The sequence below is a fragment of the Streptomyces sp. NPDC006691 genome (assembly GCF_042869955.1).
Classification (GTDB): Bacteria; Actinomycetota; Actinomycetes; order Streptomycetales; family Streptomycetaceae; genus Streptomyces.
In genome coordinates this window covers 87,608-104,442 of the sequence record NZ_JBIAGW010000024.1, presented here as the reverse complement: position 1 = coordinate 104,442, position 16,835 = coordinate 87,608, and the positions used below count along the sequence as shown (strand labels likewise).

The window sequence follows — 16,835 nt, the reverse complement described above, 5'->3', positions numbered from 1 at the left end:
TTTGGCACGCTGTTGAGTTCTCAAGGAACGGACGCTTCCTTTGTACTCACCCTCTCGGGCTTTCCTCCGGGCGCTTCCCTTCGGTATTTCGTGTTTCCAGCTTAGCAGATTCAATTTCTTGTTTCTGCCACCCGCTGGAGCGGGCTACCGAATTGATATTCGCTTTCGCGTTTCCCTTTTCGGTGATCCCGACTCTATCAGAAGCATTTCGGCCGACCGAATCGGCTTCGTGGCTTCGAATGGTGAAGTCGGAATGGCTCATCGCTCAGAAATTCAATTTCCAGCGAGAGCGAGCTAGATATTAGCCAGTGCGCTCAGGCTTGTCCAGCCCGAGGCAACCGTTCAAATCTACCTCCCCACGCGAACCGTGTCAACGATTTTTGTGGGCGAAGGGGACAGTACCAGGTCAGAGGGGTCGTGCGCACATCACGCGGCCGTCGGAAGCTCGGCGCTGCGGGCGGCTGACTCGACGTCGCCCGCCTCTCCCGCCCGCGCGGCCCGGCCGCCCAGGACGTAGACGTACAGCAGAAACGCCACTTCGGCGGCGATGCCCAGGGCGATACGGGACCAGGTGGGCAGGCCAGAAGGGGTTACGAAGCCTTCGATCATTCCTGAGACGAACAGCACCAGAGCGAGTCCGATCGCCATTCCGACGGCCGCGCGGCCTTGTTCCGCCAGGGCTGACCGGCGGGAGCGGGGGCCCGGATCCACGACGGTCCAGCCGAGACGCAGGCCCGTGCCTGCCGCGACGAACACGGCGGTCAGTTCCAGGAGACCGTGCGGCAGCACCAGGCCGAGGAAGGTGTCGAGGCGGCCGGCCGACGACATGAGGCCGATGCCGACACCGAGGTTGAGCATGTTCAGAAGAAGGATCCACAGGACCGGGATGCCGAGGAAGGCGCCCAACACCAGGCACATCGCGGTGGCCTGCGCGTTGTTCGTCCAGACCTGGGCCGCGAAGGACGCGGCCGGGTGGCTTGAGTAGTAGGTCTCGTACTCGCCGCCCGGCTGTGTCATCTGGCGAAGGGCGTCGGGGGCGGCGATCGCGGACTGGACCTCGGGGTGGGTGCCGATCCACCAGCCGATGATCGCGGAAACGGCTATGGAGACCAGGGCTGTTGGGATCCACCACCGGCGGGAGCGGTAGACGGCCGCCGGGAAGCCCGCGGTGAGGAAGCGGGCCGCGTCGCGCCAGGTGGCGCGGCGAGTGCCGGTGACGGTGGAGCGCGCGCGTGCCACTAGCTGTGTCAGCCGGGCCGTGAGCAGGGGGTCCGGGGCCGTGGACTGTATGAGCGAGAGATGCGTGGACGTGCGCTGGTAGAGGGTCACCAGCTCGTCCACCTCGGCGCCCCTGAGGCGGCGGCCGCGGTGCAGGAGGTGTTCGAGGCGGTCCCACTCCGCACGGTGGGCGGTCACGAAGACGTCGAGGTCCATGTTCTGCTGCTGCTCCAGGCACTGGGTGCGTACGGTCTGTACTACTGCGGCGCGCTGCGGGCCAGCTTGGCAGACTGTGCGGTCCAAGGGATGTGGAAGGCCGTCGTCTGCGAAGGGTGGGGTATCGGGTGAGCGCGCTGGTCACGGGGGATGCGGTCGTATTGGGGCTGCGGCCTGCACGGTTGCCGAGTCGGGCGCTGGCCCTGGTCATTGACCTCGCCGTTGTGTGGGCGGCGTACATATTGGTCTCACTGGTGATGTTGTTCGCCACCGCTTCGCTCGACGGCGCCGCCCAGGCCGCCATAGGGGTGGCGCTGTTCGTGCTCGTGCTGGTCGGCGGCCCCATCGCGGTCGAGACGCTGTCGCACGGACGGTCGTTGGGGAAGCTGGCCTGCGGGCTGCGCGTGGTGCGGGACGACGGCGGGCCGATCCGGTTCCGGCACGCGCTGGTGCGCGGGGCCATGGGAGTCATCGAAATCCTGGTGACGTTCGGCGTCGTGGCCTGCATCGCGTCGCTCGTCTCCGAGCGCGGGCGGCGGATCGGGGACGTGTTCGCGGGAACGCTGGTCGTACGTGAGCGGGTGTCGTCGGGGTGGGCGGCAGCCGTCCCGCCGCCTCCGCCGTGGCTGGTGGGGCGGTTCGCCGGGCTGGATCTCTCGCGTGTGCCGGACGGGCTCTGGCTTGCGGTGCGCCAGTACCTGACGCGGATGGGGCAGCTCGATCCGCAGGTGAGCTGGACGATGTCGGTCCGCCTGGCCGAGGACATGGCGGCCTGTACGGGGGCACCTCGTCCGGAGGGCGTGCCGCCTGGCGCCTACCTGGCCGCAGTGGTGAGTGAGCGTCAGGCCCGCGATGCGCGGCGGGCGTTCGGGCCGCTGCAAGCGGTGGCCGGCGTGGCGCCCTGGAGCCCCGGTCAGGGGCAGGCAGCGGCTCCTTGGGCGGGCAACCCGCAGGGGCATGCGCCCCTTCCCGGCACTGCTTACGGTCCGGTTCCTGAAGCGGTTCTCGGTCCGGATTCCGGGGCGGTTCACGGTCCGGTTCCTGGACTCGCTCACAGCCCCGGTCCTGGACCCGCTCACGGCCCTGCTCAGAGTCCGGGGCACGAGGTCGCTCACGCGCCGCTCCATGGTTCGGCTGCGGTTCCGCCTGGCGTGGCCACGGCTCCGGGTGCCGGGCGGTCGACGGGGTTCGCGCCGCCTGCGTAGTGCTCTGCTCAGCCGGGCGGCCGGGGCCACATGCCTGCTTTTCCACCCCGGTTCTGAATAGCCTGGCGTTCTACGCCGGCGTGGTGTGCAGGGGCACCGGGCCGGCCGGGGACAGAGACTGTCGGGCTTGCGGCGACCGGCTGAGGCCCGGGTATACGGCCAGACGCCGTGGTCTCCTCGGCGGCGCGTCGTGCCAGGCAGGGTCATACGGACGGCAGGCCGGAACGGCTCGTCCACTGGCCAAACGACACGTGAGCCTCTCGATCAAGCCGCTCAGCCGCCCCACGGATGCTTCCGGCTTCGTCGTCTTACCCCGCCGCTGGGTCGTCTTTAGAGGTCGCCCGCGTGGATCGAGAGGTCGCCCGCGTGGATGATGCACGCCCGCGCTCCACACGAGGGACTACGAACGTCTCGTCCGGCCCTCCCAAACACCGATCACCTGGGCGGCCACCGGCCTCATGAACAGGCGCCTCGGCCGGGACGGCGCTACCCCCAGCCGGCCGAGGAATCGGCACCGCCCGACGGCCGATCCCCCCTCGCCCCTCTGCTTCCCCAGCGTCGTCGATAGCGATGCGGAGGCCGTGCATGCTCTGCTGGATCTCGACCACGGACACCTTGTCCTGGCCTGGGGCTCGCCCGACATCTTCCACATCCCCGGTCTGGAAGCGGACGTGGGCGAGGGTCGGCCGATCTGACTGAACTGTGACCGGCCGCCAGCCGGTGGGACGTATGTCAGCTCGCGGTGACCGAATACGCGGCGAGCGCACGGTTGCCACTCGGCTTGGCGATGGACCGGAGAACGTCGGCCTGGCTCAGGACGAGCTGTCGCACCGGCTCCGGCAGCGTGGCCAGACGCTCCTCCGGTCCGACCAGGTCGAGGCAAGCAGCGATTTCCCAGTCACCGTCCTGGAGGTCTTCGGTATCGACCGACCTGCCGCCGTCGGCTGTCCATCCGGCCTCAGGCAGGAGCCGCAGCAGCCCCTCCCGGGAGAAGGGCGTGCGGACGTTGCCCTGGCCATGCGATCCTGCGGCCTCGACCTGCCCCTGGATCAGTACGGCGAGCAAGTGCGCCAGCTGATCACCAGATGCAGGCGTCAAGTCCCACTCGGTGAACCACAGTCGCCGCGCCCATGGCCGTACCCGGACCAGTGTGTCCAGCAGTTGTCCGAGCGATGCGAAGTACCAGGAGCAATGTGCGAGCACCACATGGTCAAAGGTATTTTCGCGGAAGTTGACTGATGGGTCGCGGATGTCGGTGCCGAAGCGGAAGTCGATGCGCGACCCGAGAGGGCCTGCACCGAGCCGGGCTGCCGATTCCCCGAGCGTGACCGGTGACCCATAGGAGGGTTCGGCCACGTCAATGGCGATCACGCGCCCATTGGGCCCCACCGCCTCCGCGAGGACAGCGGTCATGTCGCCCTGGCCGCAGCCCAGTTCGAGGACGGTTGAGCCTGGTGCGATCTGCCAGCTCGCCACGAGGGCGGCTCTGTGGCGAGTCTGGGACAGCTGGACGTCCGGGCTGTGATCGGCGGCAGCCATGCCAGCCGCGAGCGATGGAGCCTTGGCGTGGAGATCGGAGTGATTCACAAAGTCCTTGGTGATACTCGACGGGTCGGTGCGGGCCGATGGTATGAGACACATGGCGCTGGCGCCTCCGACTTTTGAGCATGCTGGGCGCCGCAACCCGAGCGGATGGGAAACGCGTACTACGGCGCTGGGAACGTCGAGGGTGGGGATTCCAGCGACTCCAGCTCGATCCCGGGGGCCGCGAGGACCACGTCGCCGGCGATGTGGACGGTGTGCTGTTCGCCCGTGTCCAGGGCGCTGACCTGGTACTCGTCCACCGTCAGGGGGCCATTGTCAGTGGCGTGCGCTTCACTTTTCATCAGGGCCCAGGACTGGTCGCTCGTGAGGGGGGCGAGGACCGGATCCGTGAAGGTGACGAGGCGGACGCGCGTCGTCGGGGACTGGGGGGTGAGGCGGAGCAAACGGGAGGTGGCGACGAGAAAAGCGGGGGAACTGCCGGCGAAGGCGTGGGCGCGCACATTGCCTTCGGTGGCGTGGGTCCCGGAAGGGTCCGTACGGACCCAGGTGACGCCGTCGATCGCGGCGCCTCGTACCTGCCAGGCGGCGGCGTGGAGTTCGAGGCGGATCGGGCGGCCGAGCTCGTCCAGTGCGAGGTCTACGGAGCCCGCGTGGTCTCCGGAGGGGGTGGTGAGCTGGGAGACATAGCGCCAGCCGGAAGGTCCCGGCGCGCAGTGGAAGTGTTCTTCGCCGAGAGGGGTGTGGTCGTGGGGATCGTGAAGCGAATATCGGCCGCGGGGCATGGGATCTCGGGGTCCTTGGGAGTCAGGCGCTGACTCGGTGCGGAGCGGTAGGGGCAGGCCCCCGTCACGGGGGTGCGGGGGCCTGCCTCAGTACCGATTACGTGCCAGGTGCGGGTGCCGGCGTTCGGTGCCGGGTGCCAGCACCCGGCACCAGGTGCCGGCGTCCGGTGCCGGCGTCCGGTGCCAGGTGCCGGTGCCAGGTGCCAGGTGCCGGTGCCGGGTGCCAGGTATCGGTGCCGGGTGCCAGGTATCGGTGACGTCCCGATGCTCGGTGCCTGGCGCCTGGCGCCTGGCGCCTGGTGTCTGGTGTCTGGTGTCTGGCACCCGGTGTCCGGAGCCGGGTGCCTGGAGCTCAGTGCCTGGCGCCCCGCACCCCGTGCTGCTGGAGCCCTGAATCCGAGCCGAGCCCAAGCCTTGGTCCAGGCTCGGGCTCATGCTCGGGCTCAAGACCTCAGTCGAGGCAGGGGGTTCGGGTCGAGCCGGCTGCTCCCAGCGGAGGCTGCGCACTTCCGCCGAAGCTGGGCGCCCCGGCGGGCGCCGCGTACTTCGGCGGAAGCCACCGGCCGAAGCCAGGTGCTCCGGGGACGCCGCGCACTCCGGGGAGAGCGGTGGCTCCGGCAGGGGGCTGGGTGTGGTCGGTGCCGCGCCCGCGCCGTGCCGGCTGGCCGGCTTGACTGGCCGAGCCGTCAACTCCGGTACCACAGGGGCCAGTTGGGCCTGACGGCCTGCCGCCCGGCGCCCTGTGGTTCTCGGGATGGTGGCTCAGTAGCGGTAGTGGTCCGGCTTGTACGGGCCGTCGACCTCGACGCCGATGTACGCGGCCTGCTCCGGGCGGAGTTCGGTGAGCTTCACGCCCAGCGAGTCCAGGTGCAGGCGGGCGACCTTCTCGTCGAGGTGCTTGGGCAGCACGTAGACGTCGGTCGGGTACTCGGACGGCTTGGTGAACAGCTCGATCTGGGCCAGGGTCTGGTCCGCGAAGGAGTTGGACATCACGAAGGACGGGTGGCCGGTCGCGTTGCCCAGGTTCAGCAGGCGGCCCTCGGAGAGGACGATCAGCACCTTGCCGTCGGGGAACGTCCAGGTGTGCACCTGGGGCTTGACCTCGTCCTTGACGACGCCGGGGATCTTGGCCAGGCCGGCCATGTCGATCTCGTTGTCGAAGTGGCCGATGTTCCCGACGATGGCCTGGTGCTTCATCTTGGCCATGTCGGCGGCCATGATGATGTCCTTGTTGCCGGTCGTGGTGACGAAGATGTCCGCCTTGTCCACGACCTCGTCCAGCGTCGTGACCTGGTAGCCGTCCATCGCCGCCTGGAGCGCGCAGATCGGGTCGATCTCGGTGATGATCACGCGGGCGCCCTGGCCGCGCAGGGACTCGGCGCAGCCCTTGCCGACATCGCCGTAGCCGCACACGACCGCCGTCTTGCCGCCGATGAGGACGTCGGTGGCGCGGTTGATGCCGTCGATCAGGGAGTGGCGGCAGCCGTACTTGTTGTCGAACTTCGACTTGGTCACGGCGTCGTTCACGTTGATCGCCGGGAAGAGGAGGTCGCCGTCGCGCATCATCTCGTAGAGGCGGTGGACACCGGTGGTGGTCTCCTCCGTCACGCCACGGATCTCGGAGGCCAGCTGCGTCCACTTCTGGGGGTTCTCGCCCAGGGTGCGGTTCAGCAGGGTGAGGATGTGGGCGTACTCCTCGGAGTCGGCCGTGGCCGGGTCCGGGGCCGCGCCGGCCTTCTCGAACTCGACGCCCTTGTGCACCAGGAGGGTGGCGTCGCCGCCGTCGTCGAGGATCATGTTCGGGCCGCCGGTGGGGGTGTTCGGCCAGGTCAGCGCCTGCTCCGTGCACCACCAGTACTCCGCGAGGCTCTCGCCCTTCCAGGCGAAGACCGGGACGCCGGCGGGGGCGTCCGGGGTGCCGTTCGGGCCGACCGCGATCGCGGCGGCGGCGTGGTCCTGCGTGGAGAAGATGTTGCAGGAGGCCCAGCGGACCTCGGCGCCGAGGGCGACCAGGGTCTCGATCAGCACGGCGGTCTGCACGGTCATGTGCAGCGAGCCGGTGATACGGGCACCGGCCAGCGGCTGCGTGGCGGCGTACTCCTTGCGGATCGACATCAGACCGGGCATCTCGTGCTCGGCGAGGTTGATCTCCTTGCGCCCGAAGGCGGCGAGGGAAAGGTCGGCGACCTTGAAGTCCTGGCCGGCGCCGGTGGCGACAGTCGTCATGGTGAGCTGCTCCTCGTGGATTGGTTTCGAGGGTGGGTACGGCTGGTCTGCGGGCGCGGCGATGGGCATGGGAGTGCCCGAACGCGCTCGCAGCGCAGTCCGTCGGAGGCCCTCTCTCCCTCGGCCGGGTCCGCATGGGACCGACCGACCGCCATCAGCAGCGACGTCTGGCTCTGGTCACGAATCTACACCGATCAGCCGGGCGAACCCATGGGGGCCGGGTGAAAGGCGCCGCTGGAACAAGCCCCGGAGTCGGGACCACGGTCCGGCCCAAACGGGGCCTAACGGACTTTTGATGTGGGTCTTACCTGATGGAAGATGCTTGGGTCGGCCGCGCTCGGGAAACGAGCCGACCGTACGCACCAACCGCGCGACGAGGCGCGAACGAGGCGCGAAGCGTTAGGAGACCCCCACGTGACCAGTCCGGCTAGCGACGGGCAGCGGAAGTTGAAGCTGCTCGCGGTGACCGCCTGCCCCACCGGCATCGCCCACACCTATATGGCCGCCGAAAAGCTGGCCCAGGCAGCGGCGGCGCTCGGCATCGAGATGAAGGTGGAGACGCAGGGTTCCATCGGGGTCGAAAACGTACTCGATGACAACGATGTCAGGGAGGCCGACGGGATCATCATCGCGGCCGACAAGGACGTCGCGCTCGATCGGTTCGCCGGTAAGAAGGTGCTGAGCGTGCCGGTCGCCGACGGCATCCACCGGCCCGAGCAGCTCATCGAGCAAGTGCGGAGCGCGCCCGTGCACACGGGTGGCCATGCGGCCACGGCCGGCGGTGGCGCCGCCGGGAGCGGGAGCGGCGGGGGTGGCAAGGAGCGCAGCGCCGCGTACAAGGCGCTGATGAACGGCGTCTCGCACATGATCCCGTTCGTGGTGGTCGGCGGTCTGCTGCTCGCGGTCTCGATCGCGCTGGGCGGCCACACGACGCCGAAGGGGATCGAGTTCGACAAGGACTCGTTCTGGTTCTACGTCAACGCGCTCGGCACGCTCGGCTTCAAGCTGATGCTGCCGATCTTCTCCGGTTACATCGCCTTCGCTCTCGGCGACCGGCCCGCGCTGGTGCCGGGCATGATCGGCGGGTTCCTCGCGTACGACGGCGTGACGATCTACGGTGCCGACGCCAACGCGGGGTTCCTCGGCGCCATCGCGACAGGCTTCCTCGCCGGTTACCTGGTGGTGTGGATCCGCAAGGTCAAGGTGCCCAAGTTCGTCCAGCCGATCATGCCGATCATCGTGATCCCGATCGTTTCGACGCTGGCGCTCGGACTGTTCTACATCTACGTGATCGGGCAGCCGATCTCCTGGCTGTTCACCCATCTGACCAGCTGGCTGAACGGGATGACCGGGTCTAGTGCGATCGTGCTCGGCGCGCTGATCGGTCTGATGATCGCCTTCGACATGGGCGGGCCGGTCAACAAGACGGCGTTCCTCGTGGCGGTGGGCCTGATCGGCACGAACAACGCGGTGATGGGTATGGCCGCCGCGGCCATTCCGGTCATGCCACTCGGACAGGGGCTTGCCACGCTGCTGCGGCGCAAGCTGTACAGCGACCAGGAGCGGGAGACCGGTATCGCGGCGTTGTTCATGGGCTTCTTCGGTATCTCGGAAGGCGCGATCCCCTTCGCGGCGGCGCGGCCCGCTCAGGTCATTCCCGCGAACATGCTCGGCGGGGCGGTGGCCGGTGCGGTCGCGGGCGTGGCCGGGGTCACGGATTCCGTTCCGCACGGTGGGCCGATCGTTTCGCTCTTCGGCGCGGTGGGAGGAGCGGCGATGTTCTTCGTGGCCATCGCCGCGGGTACGGCTGTCACCGCGTTGACCACCAACGCGCTCATCGACCTCAAGGGGCGTAAGGCCGCCCGGCGCGGTGATGTCGGGGTCGGCGTCGGGCCCACCGTTGGGGCCGTCTCCGGTGCGGGTGCCGCCGGTGCGGGTGCCGCCGGTGCGGGTTCGTTGGTTGCCGAGCCCGTCCTGACGGGGGTCGGTTCCGGGGCTCGTGTCGATGCGGGGGTCGTTGGCGAGTCCGGTGTCGGCTCTGGGGTCGGGTCTGGGATCGGCTCCGGTGTCGGCTCTGGGGGCGGGTCCCTCTCGCCCGCCGCGGAGCCGTCGGGGGACGGCGCCGGTGCGGAAGGTGCCGCCGGTGCTACTGATGTGGCTGGTGGTGAGCCGGAGGTGCTGTCCGGGTATCTGACCGGTCGGACCGTCAAGGTTCAGCTGGCCTCGCAGGACAAGGAGGCCGCGATTCGGGAGATGGCCGAGATGCTGGCCGCGACCGGGAACGTACGGGATGTGGACGAGCTCGTACGGGTCGCGCTCGCGCGGGAGGCTCAGGGGACGACCGGGCTCGGCGAGGAGATCGCCATTCCGCATGCCAAGACGGATGCGGTGTCGTCGCCGACGGTGGGGTTCGCGCGATCTGCCGAGGGCATCGAGTGGGGTTCGCTCGACGGGACTCGGGCCAGGCTCATCTTCATGATCTCCGTGCCGGAGGCCGCGGCGGGCGATGAGCATCTGCGGATTCTGGCGCTGCTGTCGCGGAAGTTGATGGATCCCGGGTTCCGGGGGCGGCTGCTGGAGGCTCCGGATACGGGGGCGGTTCTGGAGGTGCTGAGGGAGATTCGGTAGGGCGGTCGGTGGGGTGGGTGCCGGCGCGGTGGGGCTTCCTCCCCGCCCCGCCCCTTCCCCAGGCCCACCGGGGGTGGGGAGAGTCGGGCTCGGCCCGGTGAGGCGGGCCGGTAGGGCCGCCCGGCATCGCGGGCCAGCGGTACGGGTCGTAGGGCCGCCCGGCGACACGGGCCGGCATCGCGGGCCGGCGGCACGGGCCCGTAGGGCCCCCGGGTGAGACCGTCCGCCCGGGCCCCCGGGTGAGACCGTCCACTCGGGCCGCTCGAAGGCCGTCCCGGGAGGCGCTGCCACCGGAGTCCCCGTTCCTCAGACGCCGGAGGGTCTGAAGTTGCCGAGAGTCCGGGTACGCCGGGTGGGCTCCGGTTGCCCGTTGCCGCCGGGCCCTCCGGGCCCCGGGTGGCCTGGCCCCCGGGGCGCGGGCCAGGGAAGCTGGGAAGCGCGGAGGAACCAGTGTCTTCCGCGGCCCGGTGACCGGGTGAGACCCGAGCCCCTCCGAGCGGCAACGCGCCCCTGGCCCCGAGCGCCGCGATCACCGTGCGATGACGGTGCGATGACCTTGCGAAGGAAGGGGGCCGGTTGCCGGTCTCCCCGGGGGAGGGCGGGGGCGGGGGCGGCGAGGTTGGGGGAGTCAGGGAGTCAGGGGGTCAGTGGCCGCCCGGGGTTGCCTTCGGGTCGGGGCCCGCGGCTGCTTCTTCCGCGCTGTAGATGTCCGGTTCCAGGTAGATGACGCGGGCGATCGGGACCGCCTCGCGGATGCGGGACTCCGCCGCGTTGATCGCTGTCGCCACTTCCTGGGCCGTGTCGTCGTGCTGGACGGCGATCTTGGCCGCTACCAGGAGTTCCTCGGGCCCGAGGTGCAGCGTGCGCATGTGGATGACCGAGGTCACCGTGTCGCCGTCCACGATGGCCGCCTTGATCTTCTCCACCTCGTCCGTGCCGGCCGACTCGCCGAGCAGCAGCGACTTGGTCTCCGACGCGAGGATGAGGGCGATCAGGATCAGCAGGATGCCGATGCACAGGGTGCCGATGCCGTCCCAGACGCCGTCGCCGGTGGCCAGGGCGATGCCCACGCCGAGGAGGGCCAGGACCAGGCCGACCAGGGCGCCGAAGTCCTCAAGGAGGACGACGGGGAGTTCGGGGGCCTTGGCCCGGCGGATGAACTCCTTCCAGGAGAGCTTGCCCCGGGTGACGTTCGATTCCTTGATCGCCGTACGGAAGGAGTACCCCTCCGCGATGATCGCGAAGACCAGCACGCCGACCGGCCAGTACCAGGCCTCGATCGCGTGCGGGTGCTTGATCTTCTCGTAGCCCTCGTAGACCGCGAACATGCCGCCGACCGAGAAGAGCACGATCGAGACCAGGAACGCGTAGATGTACCGCTCGCGGCCGTAGCCGAAGGGGTGTTGGGGTGTCGCCTCGCGCTGGGCCTTCTTGCCGCCGAGCAGCAGCAGGCCCTGGTTGCCCGAGTCGGCGAGCGAGTGGACGCTCTCCGCGAGCATCGACGACGATCCGCTGAACAGGAACGCCACGAACTTCGCCACCGCGATGGCGAGGTTGGCGCTCAGCGCCGCCACGATGGCCTTGGTTCCGCCTGACGCGCTCATGGAGTTGCCGTCTTCCCTTCGTCGGTTGCCCTCTGCGGGGACCGGCCCTGCCGGACCCCGCGGCGGCACATTGTTACATCAGGCAACCACAGTGGCGCGGAACACCGTTCCCGTACCGGACAGTTCGGACTTCTCCTCCGCGGGGACGAATACGGCCGCACCCGGGGTCAGCGTCAATCCCCCGACCGAGGGGCTGCCCGCGGTGCACAGGACGATCTGCGGGGTCGCCGCCGTCAGTTCGGTGGGGGCCGCGCCCTCCGCCCGTACGAAGCGGGACAGGCGGAACTCGTCGATCGGCGTCTCGTAGAGCTCCTCCCCCGACGGCGAGGCCTCGGGTCGCAGCACGCCCGGATCGGTCGGCTCGAAGCGCACGACGCGCAGCAGTTCGGGAACGTCGACGTGCTTGGGGGTCAGGCCGCAGCGCAGCACGTTGTCGGAGTTGGCCATGATCTCCACGCCCATGCCGCTGAGGTAGGCGTGGGGCACTCCGGCGCCGAGGAACAGGGCTTCGCCGGGCTGGAGTCGGACGTAGTTGAGCAGCATCGCCGCCAGGACGCCCGGATCGCCGGGGTAGTGGTGTGCGAGGGAGGCGTACGCGGTGTACGGGGCGCCGCCGAGGCGTGCGCAGGCGGCGGCCGTCTCGGTCACCGTCGCCGCCATCTCCTCGCGGTCCGCGGTCAGTACGGCCGTGAGGACCTCGCGCAGGGCCGCCTCGACGGGGTGCGCGCGCAGCAGGTCGACGTACGGCTTGAGCGAGTCGACCTCCAGGGCGGCCAGCGTGCGCGCGGCCTCCTCGGGGGTGCGGAAGCCGCACAGGCCCTCGAAGGGTGTGAGCGCGCAGATGAGTTCGGGCTTGTGGTTGGCGTCCTTGTAGTTGCGGTGCGGGGCGTCGAGCGGGACCCCGGCCCGCTCCTCGGCGTCGTAGCCCTCCTTGGCCTGCGCGAGGTCGGGGTGGACCTGGAGGGAGAGGGGGGCGCCCGCGGCGAGGAGCTTGAGGAGGAAGGGCAGCCGGGGGCCGAACCGGGCCACCGCGGCGCGGCCGAGTTCGCCCGCCGGGTCCGCCGCGATCACGTCCGACAACGATGTCGCGCCGGCACCGCGATCGAGTTGGGAGGGAGCTCCCGGGTGGGCTCCCATCCACATCTCGGCCTGCGGCTCGCCGGTGGCCTCGGTGCCGAGGAGCTCCGGGATGAGGGTGGTGGAGCCCCAGGCGTAGGGACGGATGGTGTTGGTGAGACGGTCCATGGGTCGTCCTGTGTTCGCTTTCGGTTACCGGTCCGGCCCGGTCCGGTCCGATTCGGGTCGATTCGGTCGGTCCGATTCGGGTCGACTCGGTTCAGCCGATTCGGTTCGGTTCGGTCGATTCGGTTCGGTCGGGGTTCGGTTCGGGCCGGGAGACGTTCCGCCTCCCGGCTTTCCGGGGGACGGCTGGGTGATGGCAGGCGCGCCCTGTCCCTGGGCGGACCCGCCCGGTTCGCTCGGGCGGGGTCAGGTCGACGCGATGGTCAGGTAGACCGTCGCGAAGTCGGCGATGGCGAGGAGTTCGGCGAGGCGTTCGAGCTCGGTGCCCTCCTCGGGTTCGAGCTCGCTGATCGGCGTGTCGTGGCTCAGCGCGAGTTCCCGGGCGGCCGGGGCCGCGGAGAGGCCGCCGGCCGGGCGGTCGCGCAGCAGGACGACCCGGGCGTGCAGCCGCTCCCGCTCGTCGACGCGGTCGCGGAAGAAGTCGTCCGGGTCGGCGCCGGCCGCGAGCGAACCCGCGAGCAGCACGCCGTGCGCGGGCAGTGCCTCGGGCAGGGCGGCGGCGAACGCGGGGTGGCCGGACAGCTCGCTCAGCACGGCGGCGAACCGGCGCCCGGCCGGAGCCGCGCCCACCCCCTCGGTCCAGATCAGCGGAAGCGACTCGGCGAGCTCGAAGGCGAGCATCTTCGCGGGGTTGCCGTACATGGCGATCGCCGGGCCGCAGCGCTCGGCGGTGCGGTCCAGACGGGCGGCGATCTTCTCGACGGTCTCGGGGGGTGCGCTCAGCAGACCGACCCGGTCGAGCAGCGCGAGCAGGGGGGTGAACAGCGACCACAGCGCGCCCGGGCTCGCCGCCGACATCTCCGCCTCGTCGGGCTCGAAAGGGGCCGAGGCCATCGGTACGACCAGGCCGTGCACGCCGTCCACGGCCTCCGCGAGCGGGGAGCGCCGAGGGGCGACGGCGACCACGTTGCAGCCCCGGCGGTAGGCCTGCTCGGCGAGGAGGGCGAGGCCGGGTTCGCTGCCGTCGGTGGTGGTGATGAGCAGCAGGTCCACGGAGCCGGCCCAGCCCGGCAGCGTCCAGCGCAGGGCGCCGGCGGCGGGCGCGACACCGGTGGATTCGAGGCGGGTGACCGGGGCCGAGGCGCCGGCGAGCGCCGTCACCAGGTCGGCGACGCCGGCCGCGGCGGTGCCGGGTCCGGCGATCAGTACCGACCGCGGGCGGCCCTCCGGCTTCAGCTCGGCGATGCCGGCCTCGGCCGCGTGCCGGGCCGCGGTGCGGACGCGGGCGCCCGCCTCGGCCGCGCCGCGGAGCAGCCCGCGGCGGTCGGCCCTGGAGAGGGCTTCCGGATCGTCAAGCAGCGACTCGTCGAGCATGGGGGTCGGCCTCCGGCTCTGCTGGGGTGTACCGGGACTGCGCGGGCGGGGCTCGTACCCGGTTCAGGCGGGGCGGCGGGCCTCGTCCACCAGGAGGACCGGGATGCCGTCGCGGACGGGGTAGGCGAGGCCGCAGTCCTTGCCGGTGCAGATCAGCTCGGGCTCGTCCGCCGCGGTCGCGTCGCTGAGCGGCGCGTGACAGGCCGGGCAGGCGAGGATCTCAAGGAGGCCGGCTTCGAGCGGCATGGGGTTCCCTTCGGCGGTACTTCGTTCCGTGGTCGCGCATCGCGTACGCGTCCGCGACGCGCGCGGGGTCGGGCCAGGTCAGCCTACCGCCGGGCCCGGCGGGTTGCGTGCCCCGTGAAAGGGGTGGCTCCCGGGACCGGGCGACGGCCCGGACAGCCGCCCGCGCGCGGCGGGGCGCGGGCAGCGGGGCGCGGGCAGCCCGGCCGCCCTCGCCCCGCCTCCGGGCCGGCCCTCCCGGGACGGCCCCTCCCGGGACGGCCCCTCCCGGGACGGCCCCTCCCGGGTCAGCCCCGGACGATCGCCAGGACCTCGTCCCGGACCTTCGCCATCGTCGCCGCGTCGCGTGCCTCGACATTGAGGCGGAGCAGCGGCTCGGTGTTGGAGGCGCGGAGGTTGAACCACCAGTCCTGGGCGGTGACGGTCAGGCCGTCGAGCTCGTCCAGGGTGATGCCTTCCTGGCCCTCGTAGGCGGCGCGGACGGCGGCCGCGCGGGCCGTCTGGTCGTCGACCGTGGAGTTGATCTCGCCGGAGCCCGCGTACCGGTCGTACTGGGCGACCAGGGCGGAGAGGGTGCCCTGCTGGCCGCCGAGCGCGGCCAGGACGTGGAGCGCGGCCAGCATGCCGGTGTCCGCGTTCCAGAAGTCGGCGAAGTAGTAGTGCGCGGAGTGCTCGCCGCCGAAGATCGCTCCGGTGGCGGCCATCTCCTGCTTGATGAAGGAGTGGCCGACGCGGGTGCGGACGGGCGTGCCGCCGTTCTCGCGGACGACCTCGGGGACCGACCAGGACGTGATCAGGTTGTGGATCACGGTGCCGCCGGGGTGGCGGGCCAGCTCGCGGGCCGCGACCAGGGCGGTGATCGCGGAGGGAGAGACCGGCTCGCCGCGCTCGTCCACGACGAAGCAGCGGTCGGCGTCGCCGTCGAAGGCCAGGCCGAGGTCGGCGCCCTCGGCGATGACGCGGGCCTGGAGGTCCACGATGTTGGCCGGGTCGAGGGGGTTGGCCTCGTGGTTGGGGAACGTGCCGTCGAGCTCGAAGTACATCGGGACCAGATCGAGGGGCAGGCCCTCGAACACGGTGGGCACGGTGTGCCCGCCCATGCCGTTGCCCGCGTCGACCACGACCTTCAGGGGGCGGATGGCGGTGAGGTCGACAAGGGACTTGAGATGGGCCGCGTAGTCCGTCAACGTCTCGCGTTCGACGATCGTGCCCGCCTTCGGCGCGACGGCCGGGGCGCCCTGCTCGGACCACCGCTCGACCAGCTCGCGGATCTCCGCGAGACCGGTGTCCTGGCCCACCGGGGCCGCGCCCTTGCGGCACATCTTGATGCCGTTGTAGCGGGCCGGGTTGTGCGAGGCGGTGAACATCGCGCCCGGCAGGTCGAGCGCGCCGGAGGCGTAGTACAGCTGGTCGGTGGAGCAGAGCCCGATGAGGGTGACGTCCGCGCCCAGGGCGGCCGCGCCGCGCGCGAAGGCCCCCGAGAGGCCGGGCGACGAGGGCCGCATGTCGTGACCGACGACGATGGCGTCGGCCTGCGTCACGGTGACGAACGCGGCACCGAACAGCTCGGCAAGGGACTCGTCCCACTGATCCGGCACCACTCCGCGGACGTCGTACGCCTTCACGATCTGCGACAGATCAGCAGCCACGGCAACCTTCCCTGATGTCGTCGCCGACGCCCTCCGCGGAGCACCGGCCGGGCTCCCAAACTACCCGGCGCCGACCGGGCGCAGGCCATGGCTCCGGTGGACCCGCGGCCGACTGTGCCAACTCGGCCGAGATACCTGTGGGGTTGACGGTGGCGCCGGACGCGGGGTCAGGATTCGGGCGAGCGCAGGACGCGCAGATGGCCTCTGCGGCCGACCTCGACGGGGTCCGCCGCGCGCGCTCCGCCGGCCTCGGCGGCGCGCTCCTGGGGGCGGGCGGCTTCCCGTACGGCGTTGGCAAGCGCTTCCAGGTCGTCGCCGCTGGGGCGGGTCGGGGCGGAGGCGTCGGTCAGGCGGACGACCTCCCAGCCGCGAGGCGCGGTGAGGCGCTCGCTGTGCTCGGCGCACAGGTCGTAACAGTGGGGCTCGGCGTAGGTGGCGAGCGGACCGAGAACTGCGGTCGAGTCCGCGTAGACGTACGTCAGTGTCGCGACGGCAGGGCGGCCGCACGCGGTGCGCGAACAGCGACGTACAGGGCTCACGACGTTGGACGGTACCGCACTCTTGACCGGGCCGCGACGACTCTCCACCAGCTCACTCCCCCGTGTCGCGGTGTGACCTCGGGCACAGGAGGTGTCGGAGCAACTGCGCTGACCTGCACGGGAACAGAGAGCCACGGGGGGTTACCGGCCTTCTGGCGAGCGCCACTTGGGAACGATTCGGTCAAACCACGCGAAATCCTAGGGCCTGGACGGGCCGGTAACCGCTCTCACGCGTGGCCGAAACGGTCATCCGGCGACATGCCTCCGAAGTGCCCCCACCGTGCCGCCGACATGGGCTCGACGTACCCCGCCGACATGAGCTCGGCATGCCCGCCGACATGAGCTCGACGTACCCGCCGACATG

The 16,835-nt window shown here is 70.7% G+C and carries 13 protein-coding genes; 2 read left to right on the top strand and 11 right to left on the bottom strand.

The window, feature by feature from the left end; genetic code table 11:
- Positions 1-46: 46 nt before the first annotated feature.
- A complete protein-coding gene (locus ACFYNP_RS34060; protein ID WP_388791043.1) occupies positions 47-262 on the bottom strand; it encodes a hypothetical protein in 216 nt (71 codons plus the stop codon).
- Positions 263-426: 164 nt separating this feature from the next.
- Positions 427-1,434 carry a stage II sporulation protein M gene (locus ACFYNP_RS34055; protein WP_388416827.1) on the bottom strand — a complete coding sequence of 336 codons (1,008 nt, stop codon included), beginning with the start codon at positions 1,432-1,434 and terminating at the stop codon, positions 427-429.
- A 128-nt stretch (positions 1,435-1,562) separates the two neighbouring features.
- Here ACFYNP_RS34055 and ACFYNP_RS34050 point away from each other — a divergent pair, with 128 nt between their 5' ends.
- Complete coding sequence (locus ACFYNP_RS34050; RefSeq protein WP_388791041.1) at positions 1,563-2,639, top strand: RDD family protein; 1,077 nt, start codon at positions 1,563-1,565, stop codon at positions 2,637-2,639.
- 732 nt (positions 2,640-3,371) lie between these two features.
- On the opposite strand, the gene ACFYNP_RS34045 is transcribed toward ACFYNP_RS34050, so the two are convergent.
- The 3 genes from ACFYNP_RS34045 to ahcY all read right to left on the bottom strand — a co-directional run bounded on the left by ACFYNP_RS34045 (position 3,372) and on the right by ahcY (position 7,192).
- Positions 3,372-4,226: a class I SAM-dependent methyltransferase gene (locus ACFYNP_RS34045; protein ID WP_388791051.1), complete on the bottom strand. Its 855-nt coding sequence runs from the start codon at positions 4,224-4,226 to the stop codon at positions 3,372-3,374.
- A gap of 119 nt (positions 4,227-4,345) precedes the next feature.
- Positions 4,346-4,966, bottom strand: coding sequence for a hypothetical protein (locus ACFYNP_RS34040; RefSeq protein ID WP_388416334.1), 621 nt, complete (start codon positions 4,964-4,966; stop codon positions 4,346-4,348).
- Positions 4,967-5,728: 762 nt separating this feature from the next.
- Positions 5,729-7,192 carry an adenosylhomocysteinase gene (ahcY, locus tag ACFYNP_RS34035; protein WP_388791039.1) on the bottom strand — a complete coding sequence of 488 codons (1,464 nt, stop codon included), beginning with the start codon at positions 7,190-7,192 and terminating at the stop codon, positions 5,729-5,731.
- A 414-nt stretch (positions 7,193-7,606) separates the two neighbouring features.
- Between ahcY and ACFYNP_RS34030 the strand changes: the two genes are divergently transcribed.
- Entirely contained in the window at positions 7,607-9,820 is a 2,214-nt protein-coding gene (locus tag ACFYNP_RS34030) for a fructose-specific PTS transporter subunit EIIC (RefSeq protein WP_388791037.1), read from the top strand.
- A 644-nt stretch (positions 9,821-10,464) separates the two neighbouring features.
- Here the strand turns inward: ACFYNP_RS34030 and ACFYNP_RS34025 are convergent.
- From ACFYNP_RS34025 to ACFYNP_RS34000, 6 genes are all read right to left on the bottom strand, one after another.
- The gene (locus ACFYNP_RS34025; protein ID WP_388416344.1) at positions 10,465-11,424 is read right to left on the bottom strand and encodes a cation diffusion facilitator family transporter; all 960 of its coding nucleotides are present in this window, start codon (positions 11,422-11,424) and stop codon (positions 10,465-10,467) included.
- A gap of 78 nt (positions 11,425-11,502) precedes the next feature.
- Positions 11,503-12,669 (bottom strand): mannose-6-phosphate isomerase, class I, encoded by a 1,167-nt coding sequence (manA, locus tag ACFYNP_RS34020; protein ID WP_388791035.1) that lies wholly within the window; start codon positions 12,667-12,669, stop codon positions 11,503-11,505.
- Positions 12,670-12,912: 243 nt separating this feature from the next.
- Complete coding sequence (locus tag ACFYNP_RS34015) at positions 12,913-14,040, bottom strand: SIS domain-containing protein (RefSeq protein WP_388791033.1); 1,128 nt, start codon at positions 14,038-14,040, stop codon at positions 12,913-12,915.
- A gap of 63 nt (positions 14,041-14,103) precedes the next feature.
- The gene (locus ACFYNP_RS34010) at positions 14,104-14,286 is read right to left on the bottom strand and encodes a Trm112 family protein (protein WP_100574222.1); all 183 of its coding nucleotides are present in this window, start codon (positions 14,284-14,286) and stop codon (positions 14,104-14,106) included.
- 284 nt (positions 14,287-14,570) lie between these two features.
- A complete protein-coding gene (locus ACFYNP_RS34005; protein ID WP_388791031.1) occupies positions 14,571-15,932 on the bottom strand; it encodes a phosphomannomutase/phosphoglucomutase in 1,362 nt (453 codons plus the stop codon).
- Between the two features lie 167 nt (positions 15,933-16,099).
- A complete protein-coding gene (locus ACFYNP_RS34000) occupies positions 16,100-16,519 on the bottom strand; it encodes a DUF3499 domain-containing protein (RefSeq protein ID WP_388416356.1) in 420 nt (139 codons plus the stop codon).
- Positions 16,520-16,835: the final 316 nt, after the last annotated feature.